Here is a 21,460-nt window from a genome sequence, read left to right on the forward strand (position 1 = left end):
AAAAAAATACCCGCTCGGGGGCGGGCAAGTGAGGAGTTTGCTCAGGAGGACTACACCGACCTTTGTGAGTATAAGTAAAAATTAAAAAATACAAATATAAATATAAAAAAGTATTTGTTTCATGTAGTTATGGATACGTTAATCAATATTTATTCAAGATAATTCAATCAACATCGGATTGAGTACGCACGTGTTCGTATTATCTGTGATGGACTGCGACGATCGACGAAATCTTCTGGTCGCTGGGTTGCGCCTGGACGACCGGTACCTCTATGTCGACGCCGGTGGTGCCGCGTACCGATTCCCATTGGAGGACGTCATTGAGCTGTCTCCAGTTGGTGATGGGATTGAAATAGCGTCCAATTCTTCCGTGAGAAGTGCTGTCCTGAATTAGACCCACCATCAAGATCGGTAGGCGGCGCCCGCCAAGCCCCTTCCACTTTTTAGAGGGATCAATATGGAAATCGAGGCTCGCCGCGCGATCGTCTCCCGAGCCTTCAGGCGAGCTGAGAAAGCGGGAATACCCGTTGAGAGGTCCTTGGACTTTCAAGCATGGCTTGAGGAATGGGTGCAGGGTGAGATCAACATGGTGACGCTTCGCAGTCGCTACATATCCTTGCTGCGAGCACGCGATGAAGAATGGAACGCTCAACACCAGCTGAAGTCGCTCCGAGAATCTCAACCAAATCCAACCGGCGGCAAGGCGACGCCGATAGCACTAGGCGGAGCCTTAGACGACGGTCCACGGGCGCGGCAGCCAGGAGAGGGTGGGGGCGGCCGCAAGTAGGCATCGCGCCGTCTCCCTCACCACGCTCGGGGACTAGTTAAGCGGCTAAGCGGCCGTGACCCGACCTTCAGAACGGAAATCCTATGACGTTGCAATCTTACCGATGGGGGAGATGATCGGAACCATGAATGGCAATCAAGACGGCGTTGCAATTGTTATCATTCACAATCCCAACGATCGGTTTCTTGCGGCCTTGCATTCCTCCGGACAAATGCGGCTTGGGAACTTTGGATGCGTGATCGGCATTTCGACTCTCATCCGAGATCGAGATCAATCATGGTCGATAACCTTACCACCTACCGCACAAAACGTGACTTCAAAAAGACGCCCGAACCAAGTGGGGAAGCGTCTGTAAAGCCTTCAAACAGGCGCCGGTTTGTCATCCAGAAACATGACGCCACCCGTCTTCACTACGATCTCCGGCTCGAAATGGACGGGGTCTTCAAATCGTGGGCAGTGACAAAAGGTCCCTCGCTCGATCCCCATGACAAGCGACTGGCCGTGGAGGTCGAGGATCATCCCCTCGACTACGGGGATTTCGAAGGCACCATTCCGAAGGGACAATACGGTGGCGGCACAGTCATGCTTTGGGATCGAGGCTATTGGGAGCCGGAAGGAAGCAAGAGTCCGGAGCAGGCGCTCGCCAAAGGTGACTTCAAGTTTGCGCTAGAGGGCGACCGTCTTCACGGGAGTTTCGTCTTGGTCAGGATGCGAGGACGAGAAGGGGAAAAGCGGAACAACTGGCTGCTTATAAAGCATCACGACGAATACTCGGTAGAAGAGGACGGCGCGGCTGTTCTGGAAGAGAACGACACGTCCGTTGCCTCCGGTCGAACGATGGAAGCAATCGCATCGGGGAAGGGGCGGAAGCCAAGACCCTTCATGACAAAGAGCGGCGCTGTCGAGGCTGACGCTGTTTGGGACAGCAACGAAGGGCTAGCTGCAGATGCGCGGAAAGCCAGTGCCAAATTCAGTACGCAGCCTGCAAAGCGGGCCAAGGCGTCCGACATGCCGGACTTTGTACCTCCGCAACTGTGCGAGACGTTAGAACGGCCGCCTTCGGCCAATGGCTGGATTCACGAGATCAAATTCGATGGCTATCGCATCCAGATGCGCATTCAGGGCGGAAAGGTGACATTGAAGACCCGAAAGGGTCTGGCCTGGACGCGGAAATATTCCGCGATTGTCGAATCCGGCGAAAACCTTCCAGATGCAATTCTCGACGGCGAGATATGTGCCCTTGATGAGAACGGCGCTCCAGATTTTGCTGCTTTGCAGGCCGCGCTTTCAGAAGGGAAAACCGACGATTTGTGTACTTCGCCTTTGACCTCATGTTCGAGGGTAGCGAAGACCTGCGTGAGCTGCCACTGACTGAGCGGAAGCAACGGCTAGCGACCTTTCTCGCCGATGCCGGTGACGATCCGCGTCTGAGGTTTGTCGAGCATTTCGAAACCGGAGGGGACGCGGTCTTGAAATCGGCATGTAAGCTCTCTCTAGAGGGTATCGTCTCAAAGAGAGCAGACGCCACTTACGAGTCCGGAAGAACGAAGACCTGGGGGAAATCGAGATGCCGGGCAGGGCATGAGGTCGTCATCGGGGCCTATGCCACCACGAACGACAAGTTCCGGTCGCTATTGGTAGGCGTCAATCGGGGTGAATACTTTGTCTACGTGGGCCGCGTCGGTACCGGATACCGCGCGAGCGTGTTAGACAGATTGCTTCCACGCCTTGAAGAGAAGAAGACTTCCAAATCGCCGTTCACGGGGATCGGTGCGCCGAAGAAAAGCCCAGACATCGTCTGGCTGAAGCCAGAGCTGGTCGCTGAAATCGAGTTCGCTGGCTGGACCGCCGACGGGCAGGTTAGACAGGCCGCATTCAAGGGGTTGCGAGAGGACAAGCCAGCCGACGAGGTTGAGGCGGAAAAACCCGCCAAACCGGCGGCCACGGAGGTGCCGGACCCCGAAACGGACATGCCGGAGATGCCAAAGCCTTCGAAGTTTCGCAAGGGCGCTAAAGTCGATGTTATGGGCGTGCTCATTTCCAGCCCAGACAAGCCGCTGTGGCCAGATGCGCTTGATGACGACCCAGTCACAAAAGTCGACTTGGCTCAGTATTATGAAGCCGTGGGTCCCTGGCTCATCAATCACATTAAGGGGCGACCCTGCTCCATAATCAGGACGCCCGATGGCTTGGGCGGCGAGCAGTTCTTCCAGCGCCACGCGATGAAAGGAACATCGAACCTCATCGAGCAAGTGAAGGTCTCGGGGGATAAGCAGCCCTATCTGCAAATCGACCGTGTCGAAGGACTGGCGGCTATTGCCCAGATCGGTGGCACTGAATTGCATCCATGGAACTGCGAGCCAAATCAGCCGGAAGTCCCGGGGCGCTTAGTGTTCGATCTAGATCCCGGGCCGGATGTCGACTTCACGACGGTAATCGAGGGTGCACGGGAAATCCGAGACAGGCTCGAAGAGCTTGGTCTTGCCAGTTTCTGCAAGACCACCGGCGGCAAAGGCCTTCATGTCGTAACGCCGGTGTTGGTGCCGCAGGGCAAGAAGTTGACTTGGGACGAAGGTAAGGCTTTCGCGCACGATGTCTGCCAGCAAATGGCCCGAGATAACCCCGACCTTTATCTGATCAAGATGTCAAAGGCTCAGAGAAACGGCCGCATCTTCCTTGACTACCTACGGAACGACCGCACCTCGACGGCGGTAGCACCGTTGTCCCCGCGTGCGCGTCCAGGTGCGACAGTCTCCATGCCGCTGAACTGGACGCAGGTCAAAGCCGGTCTCGATCCGAAGCGGTTCACGGTGCGGACTGTGCCCGGTTTGCTGAAGGGCAGTACGGCGTGGCAGGATTACTGCGACGGACAGCGGTCGCTTGAACAGGCGATCAAGAGGCTCGGAAGAGACTCCACGCGATCCACCTGACAACCGAGAAACCTTCTCGTTAGCCCCCCTTGCGGGTTGTTAGCTCCTTCGGAACAGACTTCTTCAACGCATCCATGATGTTGATGACGTTGCTCTTCTTCTCGTCATCGCCCTTGGTGGATGATACCGCTTTCAGACCGTCACCACACCCTACCGCTCTCCGGATGAATGATGGAGGAGTTCGTGATACGTCTGTCTTGAGGAAAACTCGGTTAGCGATACCTTTTGGTTATGTCTGAAGAAGAATTCTGTATGCGGTTTACAGAGCGTGTGCGCCTTCGCTGTCGTGCGGGTCGCCAACCTTTTGAACACGAGCCTGATGCGTACGCTACAGTAGTTGCTCCGGTTTGGTGGCAGGAACTCGGGAACGAGTGGCTGCCTGAGCAATGCGCCGATGAGGACTCCTACTTTTGGTGAATTTCGCTAGCACCCATCACATGATGATGGGCGGAGAGGCCGCTTTTGGCCCGAAGCAGTCGATAGCATGCTGTCATTGACAGTCGAATTCACGGACGATACCTCTCGCACAGGTTGAGGGGACCAAAATGACTGAGCGCGACGAGGCCAAAGCCTACCGGGTCAAGGTAATTGGACTTTGGTTCTGGCCGCTGGCGTTTTTCTCGGGCGCGACTTGGATATTGATGTGGCGCCTCCCGACGGCCAGCGTGTGCCACTTCCGGGACATGTGGTTTCTTAGAGCCCTTTGGTTCCAGAACCTTACCATGTTCGACCAGATCAAAGATCTAAACTACTCGACGAGCCAGGAATGCGTGCTTTTTGCGGTGAGGTCGATGCTATCCCTGTACACTGCAGTCCTTGCAGGCGTCGTTGTCATCTTGGCCTGCACTGTCACAGACGTGCCAAAAGCTGATTGGTCAGCCATGATCGCGGTGTCGGCACTCATGCTTGTCTTCCTTGTCTTTTGGGACGGCTTTGATGACCAAGTTCATGGTTATCGTGGATGGCTGAGTTACCGGACCTACGACTCCATTAACACGCTCATAGGAAAGTCTCTGCTCCGGATGGTCGCCGCTTACGGTCTGGTAGTTGCATGGGCGTTTCAAGCAATCGGCGTTTGGCATCGAAACGCGGCGAGGAGCGATCGCCAACGAACTTCTTAAAGGAAAAGCGCGACGAATTGCTGGCCGACGCGTAGTACTCAAGTTGATGGCAGCTTCTGGCGCGATGCCGCCGTTCTACGATGCGAGCTTCTATGTCCGACCTATGGCCGAAAGCCGTCGGCCTGGCTTCCGGGTTCCGATTTTCGAAAGCAGACCTTGAGCCTGGCGGGCGCGTGATCTGACGCGAAGTGGACGTTCGGTCGCCCTCGGCCGAACGCACGCGCCGACGACCCCTTCGTAACTCCGAAATCCTTGGTTTCAGTCCCATCATTTCAGCTATAAGGTGGGAGACATCGCCCAAAGGGGATTCAGCCCAATGCCCCCAGAGAAGAAGGACCGTTCGCCTGTTGCGCTGGAACAGCGCGACGTAAGCGCCGACCAGCGCATGTTCTCGCCTTCCGTTGCGCGAAATTCGGCGCCGATCCTCGCGGTCCTAAAACATGTCCTTCCAACACATGGCGCCGTGCTGGAGATTGGTTGTGGGACCGGCGAGCACGGCGTGTGTTTTGCGGGAGCAATGCCCAACCTCACCTGGCAGCCGAGCGATCCGGATGCCGACGCCCGCGCCAGCACGTCCAGCTGGATCAAATTCGCTGGGCTGAATAATGTGCTGGCACCGCTGGATATTGATGTGTGCTCAGGACAATGGGGCGTCGAACAAACTGGGCATTTTGACGCCATCGTGTCGATCAATATGATCCATATCGCGCCATGGGCGGCAAGCTTAGGATTGATCGCAGGAGCTGGCCGCTTGCTTCGCGCTGGTGGGCTTCTACTTCTCTATGGCCCATTCATGCGCGACGGGGTACACAACGCCCCCTCGAACGCTGCTTTCGACGCGGCTCTAAAGGAGCGCAACCCATCCTGGGGTGTGCGTGATATCGCTGATCTTGAACAATTGGGTGAGGCCGCTGGACTTAATCTCCGCGAGACGATCGAGATGCCTACTAACAATATGTTGCTGGTTTTCTCCAGCGGTAGTGCCTGAACGACAATCGTCCCAGCCCTGGAAATGGCCGGACCACAAAGTTGCCAACGGGTGCCCCTGCGACAAGAAATGGGAGGACGCGGCGTGTCAGTCGCCGCCTGCCGAGCGTTCAATTTTTACCGGCATGCGTGTGATGCTTATTGTTCGGAAGCCGACGCGGGGAAATCTGCTGTCCGTCGCGGGAGCAAGATCGAACTGAGGCTTCGCTTTCAGGCTTCGACCGGTGCGGTGATTAACTGCTGGTATTTTCTATTTGACATGAGCTTGGGTGTACGGCCATCGCTTCGGCAGAAGCGCGAGGCTTCGCTTGGGCCAAATTCTCATCGAGTTTCGATAGCTCACCGTGCTCCAAAGGGTAGCTTGTCACCAAGGAGCGACCTTTAAGTCGAATGACAGCGACCGCCAAACCACGGGAAAGAGCCGTTCCATTTTTATGCAGCTTGTGGTTATATATCGAGAATGAATGCGTCACGTCCCTTGGGGGAAATATGGACCTCAGGCGCACGGCATTTGACTTCGAGAGAGCACCTGCCCAGCTCACCGATATTCTCTACGGCTGCCTGTTTGGCGAGACGAATTGGCAGCATTTTCTCGACAGGCTGAATGCGGCGCTTCCAGGTGGACAGTCCCTGTTGCTGAGCTATGACGCGGCCGCGAAGCAGGGTCGCTTTGAACTATATTCCGGCTTATCCGACGAAGACGCCAGGAACTACAATGAGCACTACTCGCTCGTAAACCCTTGGATGAAACGCGCTGCTGTCCGTCCAGTGGGTGTCGGCGTCATTTCGGAGCAGATGTATCCCTACGATGATCTTCGGAAAACAGAATTTTATCACGACTACATGCGAAGAATTGGATGCGAGGCTGGAGTGGGTATCACCGTCCTGCGCGAAGACGCCCGCTCTACAATAGTCACGACCATGACAACACGAGTTGATCCTCGCGCCAATATGGCCGCGGCCACCCTGCTCACTCAATTGCAGCCGCATCTCCGTCGGGTGTTGAATATCACCCGCAGCCATCTGGCAGGCTGCGAGGAAGAGCAACTTGCGATCTTCCAAGCTATCGGGATCGGCGTCCTTCTGGTCGGAAGCGACTGCGCTTTGAAACGCGCGAATGCGGTTGCCCAGACAATCCTCGACAGAGGTGATCTTTGCAGCGTCAACCCTCGCGGGAGATTCGCCCTTCGTCATGCAGGCGCGAATTCAGTGCTCCTGCAGATGCTCAGCGTTCTGCCAGCGGAGCCCAAACACTTTTCTTACACAACGGACTCGCAAAGTCGGTCAGCGAAGGTCACCCTTACCAGGCTGTTCCGGGACAAGGCGACCGATTTCTGGGGTGGACCGAAGGTCGCGGTTACTGTCGAAGAGTCGAAGGCTTGTCGCCCCGCGCCCATCGTCTTCTCGCAGAAGTTTCGGCTTACTCCTGCTGAAGCACGGCTAACCGGCTCTCTCCTTGAGGGGAAGTCGTTGAAGGAAGCCGCAGGAAGTTTCGGAGTTGCAGAGGGGACGGCTCGGCAGCAACTGAAATCCGTCTTCCAAAAGGTCGGCGTTTCCCGGCAATCCGAACTCATTCGCGTGCTGACCATAATGTTCGGTGGATTATCGTGATTTTCGAGCCCGTTTTCGTATCCCATTTGGGAGATGCGGAAGGCCCGGAGTTCGAAATACCCTCCATCCAGAGCCGGGCGAACCGCAAGCCTTGCTTAGTAGAAAGGGGAATCAGAACAACGGAGGGATTACATGAAAAAGGCACTCATAGCGATTGCTGCCAGTGCGGGTCTTATTGCTTCGTCAGTCTCTGTACAGGCTAACATGAAACTTCCCAAAAAGGCCAAGCCACTGACGGCCGAGGAAACGACCAAACTTTACGTTGGCAACACCGCCATCTGGGACACCAAGTGGGGAAAGGCGAGCTACACCTGGACGGCTGACGGCAATGTGCTCGGGATTTTAGACAAGAAGGATGGGAAGAAGGCCTGGGCCGAAGGCAAATGGACCGTCAAGGACAACGAGTTCTGCTATGACGTTGTTTGGCGTGACAAAAAAACTGGCGATGGCAGTAAATGGGCCCCGTGTGTCTCCTGGTTCAAGGTGGGCAAAGTCATCTGGAACAAGAACGGTTCAGGAAACGGACAATGGACCGGTGATGCGTGTGATTGCGAATTCAGGGATAGCTTCAAGATGGGCGACAAGGTTTCTGATCGAATGGAAACGGTGAAAGCGTCGCTGGGAGACTAGAGTCGGGGCGGCAGGCCAGAAGTGAGCGGAACGGTCGTGGTCCAACCGCCCGCTCACTTTGGCGAAATGAGCCACCACTGATTAATGATGGGTATCGAGCAGCGGTTCGCCCTCATCGAAGTTGCCATTGCTGGCGGCATCGTAGGGGTTGATACTGCGGCCGCCTCCACGCGTGCCATATGGCGTCAACTGAACCATTACCTCCTTCGCACGATCGATAGCCTCGTTCTCGCTCGCAGCGTGACCGTCCGCGACCTTGATAGACACCACTTCCCCGGCATCGCCGACAAAGTCGACGCGCCACCCAGTCGTCTCATGAGCAACCTTGGTTTCCAGAAGATGCATGAATCATCCCGCCTTTCTGCCCTTGAGGTCTGCTTCGAGGCTCTTTCGAAGAGCGTCCATGATGTTGACAACGTTGCTCTTCGGAGGCGCTTCCGCAGCCTTGCCCTTCGCCGCCTTCTTGGGCTTCAGCGCCTTCTTTTTCTCCTCGATCAACTTCAGAAGGCTTGTCTGAATTGGGTCACTGACCATGTTCGGCGACCAATGAGACGACTTCTGCTTGATGAGCTTCTCCACCAGCGGGACGAGATCAGGATCAGCTTCGTCCTCGATGTCCTCGAAGTATGAATCCTCAGGCCGAACCTCGTCACCGAACCGGAGAGACCACAACACGATGCCTTCGTCCCGGGGTTCGAGGATGACGGCACGTTCGCGACGACCCATCACCAGCTTCGACACGCCGACGACCTTGTCGGACTTCATCGCGTCCCTAATAACGGCAAAGGCCTCGTTGCCGACTGCGTCGTCCGGCATCAGGTAGTGTGGCTTCTCTAGGTAGACCCATTCGATACTGTCAGCAGGAACGAACTTCTCGATGTCGATGGTTTTCACGGTGTCGAGTGCCACCCGGTCCAGATCCTCGTCCGTCAGGATAACGTAGTCGTTTTCGCCACGCGCGTAGCCCTTCGCCTCGTTCTTGTCCGTGACCGGCTTGCCAGTCACGGAGTCGATATATTGAGAGACGACCCGGTTCCCAGTGTCCTTGTTCAGCGTGTGGAAGCGAACCTTCTCGCTTTCGCTCGTCGCCGGGGTCATGGCCACGGGGCAGGTGACCAGCGATAGCTTCAGATAGCCCTTCCAATAGTAGCGTGGTGCCATGACTTGGTCTCCCTAGCTCGCCTTGCGGCGCGGAGTTGTTCCGGATGAGGATGCCTTCGATCTTGCGCCGCCGATGGCGCGTTCCCGACGCGCGCCCTGTTGGCGTTGGCGGCAGTGGGTTTCGGCTTGTTGTCTTCGGCAGCGCCAGCCTTCAGCAGTCCGGCACTTTCTCGGAGGGCTGCCAGCAGATCGTTGGGCTTGGAAACCTCGACCTTCTTCGGCTTTGGCAGTGCCTTTCCTTCCATCTTCGCTTTCACCAAGTCGGCCAGCGCAGCCTCGTAGCGGTCATCGAACGTCGCCGGATTGAACTCGCCCTTCTTGGTGCCGATGATGTGCTTCGCGAGGTCGAGCATCTCGCCCTGGATCTCCAACTTTGGGATCTCCTCGAAGGCCCTCTTCGATGAGCGAACTTCGTAGTCGTAGTTCATGGTCGTCGCTATCAGGCCCTTGCCGTGCGGACGGATCAGTACGGTTCGAACCCGGCGGAAGAGCACCGCACGGGCGATAGCGGCGACGTTCGACCTCTTCATCCCGTCCCGCAGAGCAACGAATGCGTCTCCACCCATCTTGTCGGGCGTGAGGTAGTACGGCTTGTCGAAATAGACATCATCGACCTCGGAGCAGGGGATGAACGCCTCTATATCGAGCGTCTTGTTGCTCTCAGGGATCGTCGCCGCGACCTCCTCGGGATCGATGATGATGTACTGGCCGTTGTCGATCTCGAAACCCTTGGTCTGCTTCTCCTTCGGCACCGGATCCTCGGTCTCACTGTCGATGAATACGCGGTTGACGCGGTTGCCGGATGCTTTGTTGATTGTATTGAAGGTTATGCGCTCCGATGTGCTGGCGGCCGTGTACAGAGCGACACCGCAACTCACTTCGCCGAACTTGAGGAAGCCCTTCCACTGGGCACGATGTCCTGTCGCCATGACGCCAACTCCGAATCAATGGGTCGCGACTCAAAGACGTGTCAGGGTGATTCGTTCCGACTCGAAACGAATCATTTTTCAATGACTTACTGAATCATCTTCAGAGATTGATTCCGATGGAAACGCTGCCTTGGTTTGCCGCATCGGTGACAGCAGGCAGATGGCCAGTCCAGGGGACGGCAGCAGCGACTTCCTCGGGGTCGATCATAATGTAGTCGCCCCCTTCCATTGGACAGGATGAGCATCATCAGGTTCCTCCGTGTGATTTGAGGAGCTCAGACTGACGGGGAGGGTTCCCACAGAACCTGGTGGGTCGCTCCAGGACACTACGAAATACGCAAAAAAATGCATAGTTTCAACGTCGCTACCGCAGGGAACCTATTTCCGAGTTGGACGTTCTGACGGACCCATAGGAGTTGGAAGTCCGCTATCCATTTCAATCGCGGTCGGCTTGCTTGCAATCGCCGCTGCCTATGTTCTGCCGACGGTCGAGCGTTTTGGTCAACGTGCGGCTATTGTAAGGCTTGGAAAAGAAGACGCCACGCTCCGGCAACATTACCTTACAGTCCCGGACATGGCCCGAGACGAGAATAATCTCAATGGGCGGCCAACGATTTCGGATTGCTGCCGCCAGCATCATGCCGTCCATACTTCCGAGCATATCGATATCGGTCAAGACGACGCAGATGTCGGCGCGGCTCTCCAGAATTCGAACGGCCTCGTCGGCGTCTCTCGCTTCCACGGCTGTGAATCCGGCGTCTTCGACGAGGTCAACCGCCATCATGCGTTGTAAGGGCTCGTCCTCGACGATGAGAATCACTTGCCTTGTGGGTGGCTGCAGTGGGTCCATGGTTCGGCCACTTCTCTGCATCTTGCGAAAGCGACGCGACTTTTGGCCGAGAAGCCAACTTTAGTTGCAACTTAAGTTAGGCTTCTCGGCTCGACGTTCAAGGGACGAGTCAAGACTTACCGAGCCGCCGTTGACGGGAACCGGCTGAACGATAAACGCCTTCACTCAGGGCCGGAACAAAACGCCGGGAATCGCATTTATCGGCCAGAGGCGGTTTGCCTCGACCTTTCCTAAGTCCCAACGCTTGCCCCGCTTTCACGGCGGGGCCCTTTTAGCGATGGCAACCGAGATGTTCTTCATGGAGGATGTTGTGATGTCTCGCAAAAACTTCACTCGCCACGATGAGCCTCTGCATTCAGATGACCTGCGCAAGTGCCACGCAGTCCTATGCTGTTTGCGACGAGTTCGGCATAGAGCCTGGCAGCGAGGAGGCGGATCGCATTGGCGCAATCACCATCGAGCTTTATCAGCAGGGCGTGCGCGACGTCGGCCAGCTGAAGCATATTGTCGACGCCGCGCGAGGCCTCGATCTCAATGGAGATGGAACCAAGGCATAGCCGACGGCGTTTTGAGCTTCGCTTACATCCGACGATGTGACACTCAGGAGCCCTGACCTGCCCCGCTGGAAGTGGCGGGGCTCTTTTCTTGGGAAGGAAGCAGTCTAGCTGGCAGCTAGAGCAGCTTGGGTGCCGAGGGCGGTCGCCGGACGTCCATCCTCCTAACTCGTTCTGTCTTCACCAACCGGATGGAACTCCTTCGCGATGACACCCAAACCGGGTACCGCGATCTCTCAATTACCGTGATGCCGGGACCGATGGCCGCTGGTGGTATAAGTTTGCCGCTGACGCGTGATATTATGCCGAAAGCGTAGGCAGAGCTATGCATCTGGAGCACTGCGCGAGTCGCGTAAGTGCTCAATCCATACTCACTACTCCAGGGTCCGAGAATGCGTGTCGGAAGGCTGACGTTTTCAAATTCCTTCGAACGGGCAAGATCGACCGTGGCCGTCGCTAGGGCGGGCAAAAACCGTTTCACCTATCGGTAGGATGTCTGCTTCTGACGCGAAGGCGCGGTCCTTGGTATTTCGAGCGCAACCGAGCGGTTCTATTCACTGTGTGAGATTAGTATCCGGCCTTACGCCAGCCAGCCGCACGCGCTTCTTGCTCGGAACAGAACCAGCGCTCTCCATACTGAGGCGATATTTTTGTAGCCTCGTAGTAGTGCTGGCCCGGTACGTGATAGATGCGTTCGCCGGAATCGATGCTGACGTTGCCCTTGATGTTGCAGTCCGTGCCTCGCTGAAGAATCACTCCGTTGTCGATAATCATCGGCTGTGTCGGTGCGACAAATGAACGCTTGATCGGAGCGGTCACGGATTCCGGCAGCAGGGTGTAGCCACCGGATCCCAAGAATGCTGCTGCCGAAGTCAATGCTACCACTGCTGAAAACTTCATGTCTCGCCCCCTAAAGCCTCTTAGAGTTGTAACATGAAGGGTTTTATCGGCCGTATATCAGACAGCTAAAATGCGTGGTATTGGCGGCGTCGGGCGTACAGGCGCTTTGGGGGCTGATTTTAGACCTCTCTCCCGAAGCGCGAGTGCCCATCGCCGTCAGAGCAAGTGGCTCGTCGATATCTGCGGATTTCGCCATCTCGGTCGCATCCGGTTTACACACTCCGAACATGCTATATGGCTTGCATTGGTTAGTGCGGAATACATGCCCCTCGGAATGGCCCTTGCACAAAAGCTGTTGGACGCATTTTACTCCACCAAGACGACAGGACGGGAATGGGACTGACGATATACAAGCCATCGTCACATCCCATGGAGGAGGCCTCCGTTTGACTTCGAACAGTTCTCGCGGTTGCGTTGAATTCCCCGCATAGGACCAGGGAAGTCTCGCGAACGACCCGCCCAGGTGCGATCACGGGTAGGCAATAACAAATTGATCAAGCACCAATGTGTGTCCGTTGGAACACACTGATACCGCAAATTGCCATGTCGCTCTTCGCACTATGTTAGATCGCGCTTGCATTAGAAGAGTTGAAACTACACGGTCTGCGTGCGCAGATTGTGGCAAGGGTTCCTCGGAGCAATGGCATGCCTCATGTCGGTTCGCACATGCCTCATGTCGGTTCGCATTCATCGCTGGGAAAATTGCGCAAGTCGCTTTCCCTCAGTACCGTACTGGTCCCAATCTCTTTGGCCTCCATCATCTGGCTGCTCACGACGCCGTCAGTCTATGCGGCCTGCGGCAACAACCCCCCTGGCAACTACACATCGACCGTTCTCTGCCAGGCGGCGACGGGTGCAGCGAACCTCACAATCACGGGGCCATCGACCGTCACTATCAACCCAGGCACAGCGACGGCTTTCGGTATCCAGTCGTGGGCGCAGGGAGGGGCGGGTGCGACGGTATCCCTGAACGCCAGCAACGTTACCGTGTTCAACCAGCGGACTGGAGCCAACTCGGTCGGCATTTATGCTCTGGCCGATCCTTCTACCGGCGGCAACGGGACTTTGACGTTGTCGGGAACGAACAGCGTCACCACCAATTTCGGCACGGGGGTTCTACTCAATATACAGGGAACCGGCAGCGGCACGTCGACCATCGGCGGCGTGCTTACCGTGAACAGCCTTGCAACAGGAACTGACGACAACGACGGCGTCGAAACGACCACGCACCAAGGCGGCAACGCGACGCTCCTCATGACCGCGACGGGCGCCATTAACGTCAGTGGTGGCAATGGCATCTTCATAGACTCACTCGCGGGCGGCGGGAACATCCGGGGCGACATCGCCGCCGGAATGACAGTCAATCTCAACAACACTGTCGCGGGCGCAAACAACGCGAGAAACCCGAACTCGGGTATCTACGCCGTCACCCAGGCCACTGGGAACGTGGACCTGACAACGGGGGCGGCGGTCAACACGCAAGGTGCGAGGGCCGACGGCATACGGGCGGTAGCCGTCAGGGGAACCGTAAACGTCAACAATTCCGGCCCGATCCAGACGACTGGCGACAACAGTCGCGGCATCGAAATGACCACGGCGGCTGGCACGGGCGGACCCGGTGGCCCCATTACTGCGACCAACTCGGGTTCCATCCAGACGCAAGGCCTCAATAGCGCTGGCATCCTGGCGACGTCGACGGATGGAAACCTGTCGATTACGAATACGGGTCAGATTACGACCAATGGCCGCGAGTCCAGCGGTATCCAGGCCGTAGCAGGTAATGCCGGTACCGCCACGGTCGACACGGGGTCCACGGTGCGGGCAAACGGCCAGTTCGGCATCGGAGTGTATGCGTCGGGCAGCACTTCGAACGTGACCAACGAAGCGGGAGGGTCCATTTCCGGCGGTTGGCAGGCGGGAATGACGGACACTGGTACCGGCGGACTTCCGTCAGCAGGTGTAGCCATCGGTTCACGCACGTCCGGATCGACATTGACGAACAACGGAACCATCGGAGCCCTGTCGGATCGAGCGATCATCGGACTGGATAGATTTGGCACCGGCGCAACATTTCCGCTGACAATCATCAACAATGGCACTATCACAGGATACATCCAGTTTGGCGCGGGCAGCTCGACGTTCCGTAACCTGACGCCAAATTCTTTCGATCTCCGCAATTTCGCCGACACGAATGGGGACGGAACGCGCGACACGAAGCGCGTCGCGATATCCGATTTCGGGGGTGGCACCGACACCTTCTCCAACGAAGCCAACGGTGTCGTCCGTCTTGCTCCTGTCGCTGAAGCGGCGACAACGGACCCGACCGGCTATTATGTCCCGACGACCGGTGCCGATAGCCGACCGCTTGAAGCCTCCTTCTACGATTTCACGCGGGAAGGGCTTCTCCAGGGACAGTTGGTAAACCTCGAAACGTTCGACAACGCCGGGACAATCGATCTGCGCGGGACGGCGCTCGGCAATACCCTCGTCATCACGGCGAATCCTACCGCCTCGGGACCGCCCGGCTCCGGCACCTACATATCGGATGGCGGACAGCTCCTTCTCAATACCAGGCTCAATGACGGCATTCCTCTTGGCGGCCAGACCAATTCCTATTCCGACATGCTGATCGTCGATCAGACCCAGCTAGGAGCAGGCGGCGCTACATCGATAGGTATCACCGTCGATCCTGCCTCCGCCGGGGCCGTGACACCTGGGAACGGCATCGAGGTCGTCGAGGTGCGCAACAAGGCGGGTTCCGCTGATGACACGTTCGTGCTCGGCTCGCGTGCCGCCAGCGGTGCCTATGAGTATACCCTTTATCACAACGGCGTGGGGGCCGACGCAGCCGACGGAAACTGGTATCTACGCTCCGGGTTGGTTCCCGAACCCCCGGTTCCGCCTGAACCACCCGGTCCGGGCCCTACGCCACCTCCTGATCCGCTGCCCGACTACCGCAACGAAGTGCCTGAGGATATCGTTCTTCCCGCGCTTGCGAACCGTCTCGGTCTGGGGATGATTGGAACCTATCGCGACCGCATTGGCATCGACTATCCCGATCCGGTTAAGCCTGCCGAAACGATTTGGTGCAAGGACCCGGCGCAGAATTTTCGCTGTACTCCGACGGCTTTGCAAAGTTCGACCTATGCCGACTCCGTCGAGCCATATCGACATGCGGTATGGGGGCGCGTCTTCGGAGAGACCGGCGACGTCGACTTCTCACAGTCCAATCAAAGAGCGGCCGTCCGCAGCCTCGTCGATAACGGCCCCTCTTATGACTTCGACATGTATGGTCTTGAGATCGGTGCCGATCTGCTTCGCAGGGACAACGACAACGGGACCAGGGATATTGCGGGTTTCTTCGTCGGAGTTGGTCGCATAACGTCGGACGTCGACATGCCTTTTGGCCAGCGTGCGGGCTCTGCAGACATCGACGGCTATTCGCTCGGAGGCTACTGGACCAGGCTGGATGAGAGCGGTTGGTACGTCGACGGCGTGCTTCAGGCGACATGGTACGACGCCAATACCAATTCCGAGGGGCGGGGACGGCTGCCTGGCGAGTCCTTCGGGACCGATGGCTGGGGCTTTGCGGCGTCGGTCGAAACGGGGCGTCCGTTCCGCCTGACCAACGGATGGTCTATCGAACCCCAGGCGCAGTTGGTGTATCAACACATCTCGCTTGATGACGACGCCGATCACTTCGGGCAGTTCAACTACAGCGACACCGACACGCTTTATGGCCGCCTGGGTGCGCGTCTCGCCAGGGACTGGGCCACTGAAAACGGCCGCAGGTTCACGGCTTTTGCCTCGGCCGACATCTGGAGTTCCTTCGGCGCGTCTGGCGATACGACGATTGCCAGCCTGTCGGGTGCCAATCCGGTGACATTTCACACCGACCTTGGCGGCAACTGGGGGCATGTCGGTATCGGATTATCGGGCGAGGTCGCGCAGAATGTCACGGTTTTCGCCTCCGGTGATTACAACTTCGGCGTTGGCAGTGGGGACTTCGACAGTTGGGGAGGACGGGTCGGCCTCAAGGTGAAGTGGTAGGCTCCCGACGAACCCGAACAACGCGGTTTCTCCGGCTGGCCCTGATCCTGCTAGCGGTGTCTCCCCTGTGCGGCTGCCAAGATCAGCCCGCACCACCGCAGGTGCAGGGGGCGTCGGCGTTTGCGAATGAGCCATACCCCGTGCGACTGGTGAACCGCGCAAGGTTCGACAGTTCTCTTCGGCCGACGCGTGTTCGAAACGAAACGGGCATGCCGCCCGGCGCGGTCGTCGTCGACACAAGCAATCGGCACCTTTATCTGGTCGAAAGCGCCACAACCGCCATGCGCTACGGGATCGCGGTTGGAAAGGCGGGATACTCATGGAATGGGCGGGCGTATGTCGGACGAAAGGCGGTTTGGCCTGCGTGGTACCCGACCGACGACATGAAGGTTGCCTCGCCCGGCATCCCCGCTCAGATACCTCCGGGAGCCGACAATCCGTTAGGAGCACGTGCGCTTTATCTGTACAGCGACGGAAAGGACACGCTCATCCGCATCCACGGAACCTCCGAGCCTTGGACGATAGGAACGGAAGCATCTTCGGGATGCATACGCATGTTCAACGAGGATGTCATCGAGCTGTTCGCCAAGGTAAACGTCGGCACGCCGGTGGTGGTCCGGTAACGCGCCTGACATGGCTCCCAAACGCACCATGTGGCGAATGCTAACGACGCTGTGGCAAGGACTCAGACGGCAGCGCATTCCCCCGGATAGTCCCAAGGATTCGTTGTTCGGTGGTAGAATACGGAGGTTATTTCATCGAGAGGAGAATAAGCTAATGAATGCGGTTGCGACAATTGGCTTGGATATCGCCAAGGAAGTCTTTCAGGTACACGGTGCTGACGCGGACGGCGTTACATTGTTCAACAGAAGACTTCGCCGAGCAGAACTTATGCAATTCTTCGAGAATCTTCCCCGTTGTCTGGTTGGGCTGGAAGCGTCCAGTACGGCGCACTACTGGGCTCGATCGATCACCAGCCTCGGTCACGAGGTGCGTTTAATACCGGCGCAATACGTGAAGCCGTTCGTGAAGCGTGGCAAAACGGATGCTAACGATGCAGAAGCAATTAACGAGGCACTGACTCGTAAGACTATGCGCTTTGTTCCAGTCAAAACTGCCGATCAACAGGCGGCAGCCTTGATCTTCCGCGCTCGCGATTTGCTCGTTCGGCAAAGGACACAGACAATAAACGCGCTTCGTGGGCATTTGGCAGAGTTCGGTTTCACTGCAAGGCCAAGAACTGACAGCCTGAAGACGCTCTTTGCCATTGTTCGTGATCAGACCGAAAATCGTCTTCCTGCTGCTGCTCGCTCTGTTCTGGAGCAGCCAATGACGAAACTGCGCGACGGCTCATGACGGTTCCGGGCGTGGGACCGATAAGCGCGATGGCGATCAGGTCAACTATTTCCGATGTCGGGGCTTTTAAGTCGAGTCGCCATTTCGCTGCCTGGCTCGGTCTAACGCCAAGGCCATATTCGAGTGGAGGAAAAAGCATTACAGGGCATATTTCGAGGATGGGAAATCCGAAGCTTCGTTCGCTTTTGGTCCTTGGGGCGATTACCGAGCTTATGCGATTGAAATCGACAGGCAGTGAGACGTCGTGGCTTAGTCGTTTAAGAAAGCGGCGGCCATTTAAAGTGGTCGCTGTCGCATTGGCTAACAAAAATGCACGGATAATCTGGGCGTTACTCGTAAGAGGAGGAAGATATCGTGCGCCCGGCGGCTTGAACGCTGAAACTCAAGTGGCGTGATTACCGCCACGGCAGGATGGCCGCGAGTCGGTCATAAGGTGGATGCCAGATCATATGTTGGGTCAAGCGACATAGTGGGCAAGGAAATCCTTAGGGCGCTTGTCTGAATTCACGACGAATAATTGAACGGATGGTCTTGCTGAGCGAGCGAAACTCTGGGCCGCAGTCTTGCGTTGTGGGAGCCCGTTACGTTGAGAGCAACGCTTCATGCAATGTAGTGATCAAGGTATCCATCGGCGGGTCGCTCTGTCAGCCGGAGCGGCCCGCTACAAACGTCAGAAAGCCTCATTCTTAGTCCTCCTCGACTTTTCGATCACACCACCTCCGGTCCCGTCTCATTGGCGAGGGGGCGGCCGCGATGGGCCTTTCCGATTGGGCTATCGGCGCAATGAGTTCATGATCGAGGGGTGCGATATCCTCCCTCGACCACCGGAAACTAGAGCACCATCGCTTCTGGGAGCCGCTCGCCAGTCTTGCTCACAATCGTCGAACCATAGGGTTCCCGTGAGGTGATCATAATGCGGTCATTCGGAAGCGGTCGGGCCAGGTGTCTAGCTTCTTCCCACGGTGCCCGCATCCAGACTTCGGTTTCCTCCGGTGCCTGCAAAAGGACCGGCATGGCCTTTTCGTGTACGGGTCGGACGACGTCGTTCGGTTCAGTTGTCAGGATCGCGTACAGGTCGTCCGTGGTCGGGCCATCCTTCACTTTGCGGACGCTCTTCCATTGGGCTGTCCATAGACCAGCGAAGAACATTACCGGTCTGTCGGGGTTTGCAGAAAACCATGCGTTTGGCGTCTTTCCGCCTTCTTCCTTGCTGGCCGGGTCTGGCTCCGCAAAGGCCGTGACGGGCACGAGGCATCGGTGTTCCACGCCGAACCATCGCTTCCAGTGAGGTAGAGTCAAGTTTCGGATGTTTGTGACGCCGCCGTCCGGTTCCGCACGTAGGAGTTCTTCCATGTTGACGGGAACGCCCTTCTTTTTGAGCTTTTCAGCGCGAGCTTCTGCCGCCTTCCTCTGCACATAGATTGGGGAGGGCATGCCCCATCGGCAATTGGCGAGCTGTTTCCTACCGTCGGAAGTGTTTCGAATGATGGGTGCCCATTGGTCGGGGTTTATCTGATAGGAGGGCATCAAGTTGATCAGGCTCTCGACGTCCTGCGCCCATTTGTTGACCCAGTCGCGGTCGTCCATGCGGTAGAGATTACACATGCGGTAGTCATCTCCTTGTTTCCGGGGCCGAAGGTCGGCTATTCGACGCCGACATTCAAGGCACTCCGAAGTGATTGGCGTTGGAACTCCAAGCTCAGTGCCGGATGAGCCCCTATGATCGGTGCCGAGATGGACGACTCTTACCATCGCTAGTGTTTACATTTGCATGGCTGCTTTGCACAAAAAATGTTTTCCAAGTGGTCAAAAAACGATCATAACGCTCATAGCTGATGCACATAGCGGTTTCTCCTCCCAGTTCCGCACAGCAGCTGTTCCCCTCTGGAGGTTTTTTACCTTCACACCTATGGGCCACGGTCTTCCGCTGGCCCTTTTTTCTTTTCACATCGATTTTGCTGGGCGCCGAGGGCAAGAACAGCGTGCGAGAATTCAATAATCTTTCTCGCCAAACGCAGCCACAATGATCGGATGTGCCGCGTGGTTCTCCGCGTACCAAATTGCAGCGATATGAGCTACGAAGTCATCAGGATCGTGCGGAAGCCCCGCAATGCGGACGGCGTCAGCATTTTCTTGCAAGAGATTGTCGAGTGCCTCGCGGTGGTACGCATAAAACGCGCCACTCTTTATACAGCAAGCTGCCTCGGCAAACTGTGCCGTTGCGAGCCCGCGCGTGACTGCGATAGCAGCGAGGGTTTCCGGGGTAGAGCGCAAGATCTTCTCAATTGTATAGAGTGGAAGGTAGCCCACGGGCTTCGATGAACCCACTTCCGTCAGGCTGCGCAACAGCATCTCCCGTTGCGCTTCGTTTAGTTCGACGCTGGCCAATACGTAACGACCCTTTCGAGCTGCTGCTTTTCATATGAACCACGCAGTATCGTGTTACGTCAAATCAAACAGCCTCGATGCAGGAGGTGAACGTCACAGACGCAAGGCCAGTTGCTCAACGGGTGTGTCGGCCAGCGGCTCTAGCGAAGACAGCGTCACCCCGAGGAGCCGTATCCCCTTGCTGATTGGAAAGACGGCACCCAACAGACTGCAAATGGATTCCTCAACCTCCTGTGGTGATCGGAATCCGTGGACAATCGTCCTAGCGCGGGTGATCTGCGTGAAGTCGGCGTACTTCACCTTGAGAGTTACGGTTTTGCCGGTGATCCGATTTGTCTCGCAGTAGCGCCAGACCTTCGCGATCAAGGGCTTCAATCCTACAAGGGCTGGCTCGTAGGCGTGAAGGTCCTCCGCGAACGTGTCCTCCGCTCCGACGGACTTTCGTACCCTGTTCGGCTTTACCTGACGTTCATCGATCCCACGCGCGATACCAAAGAAGTACGGCCCGGATTTGCCGAAGTGTCGGACCAAGAACTCTATGTCCTTTTCTCGTAAGTCGGCTCCAGTTTCGATACCAAGACGATGCATCTTCTCCGCCGTCGCCGGACCGACGCCGTGAAACTTCTTGACAGGCAGCGCCGCCACAAAAGCTGGTCCGTTCTTCGGCGTGATGACCGCCTGGCCATTTGGTTTGTTGAGGTCACTCGCCATCTTGGCCAGAAACTTGTTGTAGGAGATTCCCGCCGATGCGTTGAGATTGGTTGTCGCCTTGATCTTCGCCCGGATTTCAAGCGCGATCTCGGTCGCGATCTCCATGCCCTTCAGGTTTTCTGTAACATCGAGATAGGCCTCGTCGAGCGACAGCGGTTCGATGATTGGGGTGTATTCGGCGAAGATTTCCCTGATCTGAGCTGATACAGCCTTATAGACGTCAAAGCGCGGCTTCACGAAAATCAGGTCGGGGCATTTGCGCTTTGCCGTCACTGAAGGCATTGCAGAATGGACGCCGAACTTACGGGCCTCGTAGCTGGCCGCCGCCACCACGCCGCGCGCCTCGGAACCACCGACTGCGACGGGACGACCGCGAAGGTCCGGGTTGTCGCGCTGCTCGACGGACGCATAAAAGGCGTCCATGTCGATGTGGATGATCTTGCGTGGGCGCTCGATTGACAGATTTGCAGCGGGATCACTCATCGGGCGTCTCTG

The 21,460-nt window shown here is 57.0% G+C and carries 15 protein-coding genes and 3 pseudogenes; 9 read left to right on the forward strand and 9 right to left on the reverse strand.

Going from position 1 to position 21,460, the window contains the following annotated elements; all coding sequences use genetic code 11:
* Positions 1-199: 199 nt before the first annotated feature.
* On the reverse strand, positions 200-655 hold the full coding sequence (locus tag RHIBUN_RS36535) for a hypothetical protein (protein ID WP_025661772.1): 456 nt from the start codon (positions 653-655) through the stop codon (positions 200-202).
* A gap of 408 nt (positions 656-1,063) precedes the next feature.
* Here RHIBUN_RS36535 and ligD point away from each other — a divergent pair.
* The 5 genes and pseudogenes from ligD (at position 1,064) to RHIBUN_RS0125775 (ending at position 8,066) form a co-directional block, all read left to right on the forward strand.
* A pseudogene (gene ligD / locus RHIBUN_RS33960) lies at positions 1,064-3,717 on the forward strand (DNA ligase D).
* A gap of 545 nt (positions 3,718-4,262) precedes the next feature.
* Positions 4,263-4,838: a hypothetical protein gene (locus RHIBUN_RS0125760; RefSeq protein WP_025661773.1), complete on the forward strand. Its 576-nt coding sequence runs from the start codon at positions 4,263-4,265 to the stop codon at positions 4,836-4,838.
* Between the two features lie 316 nt (positions 4,839-5,154).
* The gene (locus RHIBUN_RS0125765) at positions 5,155-5,826 is read left to right on the forward strand and encodes a DUF938 domain-containing protein (protein ID WP_025661774.1); all 672 of its coding nucleotides are present in this window, start codon (positions 5,155-5,157) and stop codon (positions 5,824-5,826) included.
* A 389-nt stretch (positions 5,827-6,215) separates the two neighbouring features.
* Positions 6,216-7,436 (forward strand): helix-turn-helix transcriptional regulator, encoded by a 1,221-nt coding sequence (locus tag RHIBUN_RS0125770; RefSeq protein WP_156932752.1) that lies wholly within the window; start codon positions 6,216-6,218, stop codon positions 7,434-7,436.
* Between the two features lie 132 nt (positions 7,437-7,568).
* On the forward strand, positions 7,569-8,066 hold the full coding sequence (locus tag RHIBUN_RS0125775) for a DUF995 domain-containing protein (RefSeq protein ID WP_025661776.1): 498 nt from the start codon (positions 7,569-7,571) through the stop codon (positions 8,064-8,066).
* Between the two features lie 81 nt (positions 8,067-8,147).
* Here RHIBUN_RS0125775 and RHIBUN_RS0125780 read toward each other — a convergent pair whose 3' ends face one another.
* From RHIBUN_RS0125780 to RHIBUN_RS0125800, 4 genes and pseudogenes are all read right to left on the reverse strand, one after another.
* Positions 8,148-8,411, reverse strand: a complete 264-nt coding sequence (locus RHIBUN_RS0125780; RefSeq protein WP_025661777.1) for a hypothetical protein — start codon at positions 8,409-8,411, stop codon at positions 8,148-8,150.
* A gap of 3 nt (positions 8,412-8,414) precedes the next feature.
* Positions 8,415-9,227: a Ku protein gene (locus tag RHIBUN_RS0125785; protein ID WP_025661778.1), complete on the reverse strand. Its 813-nt coding sequence runs from the start codon at positions 9,225-9,227 to the stop codon at positions 8,415-8,417.
* Between the two features lie 12 nt (positions 9,228-9,239).
* Positions 9,240-10,156 (reverse strand): annotated as a pseudogene (locus tag RHIBUN_RS33965) (Ku protein).
* A 436-nt stretch (positions 10,157-10,592) separates the two neighbouring features.
* Complete coding sequence (locus RHIBUN_RS0125800; RefSeq protein ID WP_025661779.1) at positions 10,593-11,006, reverse strand: response regulator; 414 nt, start codon at positions 11,004-11,006, stop codon at positions 10,593-10,595.
* A gap of 359 nt (positions 11,007-11,365) precedes the next feature.
* On the opposite strand from RHIBUN_RS0125800, the gene RHIBUN_RS33970 reads away from it, so the two are divergent.
* Positions 11,366-11,563: a hypothetical protein gene (locus RHIBUN_RS33970; protein ID WP_245271721.1), complete on the forward strand. Its 198-nt coding sequence runs from the start codon at positions 11,366-11,368 to the stop codon at positions 11,561-11,563.
* A 564-nt stretch (positions 11,564-12,127) separates the two neighbouring features.
* Here RHIBUN_RS33970 and RHIBUN_RS0125810 read toward each other — a convergent pair.
* Positions 12,128-12,460, reverse strand: a complete 333-nt coding sequence (locus RHIBUN_RS0125810) for a hypothetical protein (protein WP_025661780.1) — start codon at positions 12,458-12,460, stop codon at positions 12,128-12,130.
* A 645-nt stretch (positions 12,461-13,105) separates the two neighbouring features.
* Between RHIBUN_RS0125810 and RHIBUN_RS0125815 the strand changes: the two genes are divergently transcribed.
* From RHIBUN_RS0125815 to RHIBUN_RS33980, 3 genes and pseudogenes are all read left to right on the forward strand, one after another.
* Positions 13,106-16,510, forward strand: a complete 3,405-nt coding sequence (locus RHIBUN_RS0125815; protein WP_025661781.1) for an autotransporter outer membrane beta-barrel domain-containing protein — start codon at positions 13,106-13,108, stop codon at positions 16,508-16,510.
* Positions 16,511-16,719: 209 nt separating this feature from the next.
* The gene (locus RHIBUN_RS33975) at positions 16,720-17,133 is read left to right on the forward strand and encodes a L,D-transpeptidase (RefSeq protein WP_025661782.1); all 414 of its coding nucleotides are present in this window, start codon (positions 16,720-16,722) and stop codon (positions 17,131-17,133) included.
* A 154-nt stretch (positions 17,134-17,287) separates the two neighbouring features.
* Positions 17,288-18,261 (forward strand): annotated as a pseudogene (locus RHIBUN_RS33980) (IS110 family transposase).
* A gap of 436 nt (positions 18,262-18,697) precedes the next feature.
* Here RHIBUN_RS33980 and RHIBUN_RS0125830 read toward each other — a convergent pair.
* The 3 genes from RHIBUN_RS0125830 to dinB form a co-directional block, all read right to left on the reverse strand.
* Positions 18,698-19,471 (reverse strand): SOS response-associated peptidase, encoded by a 774-nt coding sequence (locus RHIBUN_RS0125830; RefSeq protein ID WP_025661783.1) that lies wholly within the window; start codon positions 19,469-19,471, stop codon positions 18,698-18,700.
* Between the two features lie 387 nt (positions 19,472-19,858).
* Positions 19,859-20,254 carry a hypothetical protein gene (locus tag RHIBUN_RS0125835; protein WP_025661784.1) on the reverse strand — a complete coding sequence of 132 codons (396 nt, stop codon included), beginning with the start codon at positions 20,252-20,254 and terminating at the stop codon, positions 19,859-19,861.
* A 93-nt stretch (positions 20,255-20,347) separates the two neighbouring features.
* Positions 20,348-21,448 carry a DNA polymerase IV gene (dinB, locus tag RHIBUN_RS0125840; protein ID WP_025661785.1) on the reverse strand — a complete coding sequence of 367 codons (1,101 nt, stop codon included), beginning with the start codon at positions 21,446-21,448 and terminating at the stop codon, positions 20,348-20,350.
* Between the last annotated feature and the right edge of the window lie 12 nt (positions 21,449-21,460).

The organism is Rhizobium sp. IBUN (genome assembly GCF_000510625.1).
GTDB lineage: Bacteria > Pseudomonadota > Alphaproteobacteria > Rhizobiales > Rhizobiaceae > Rhizobium > Rhizobium altiplani.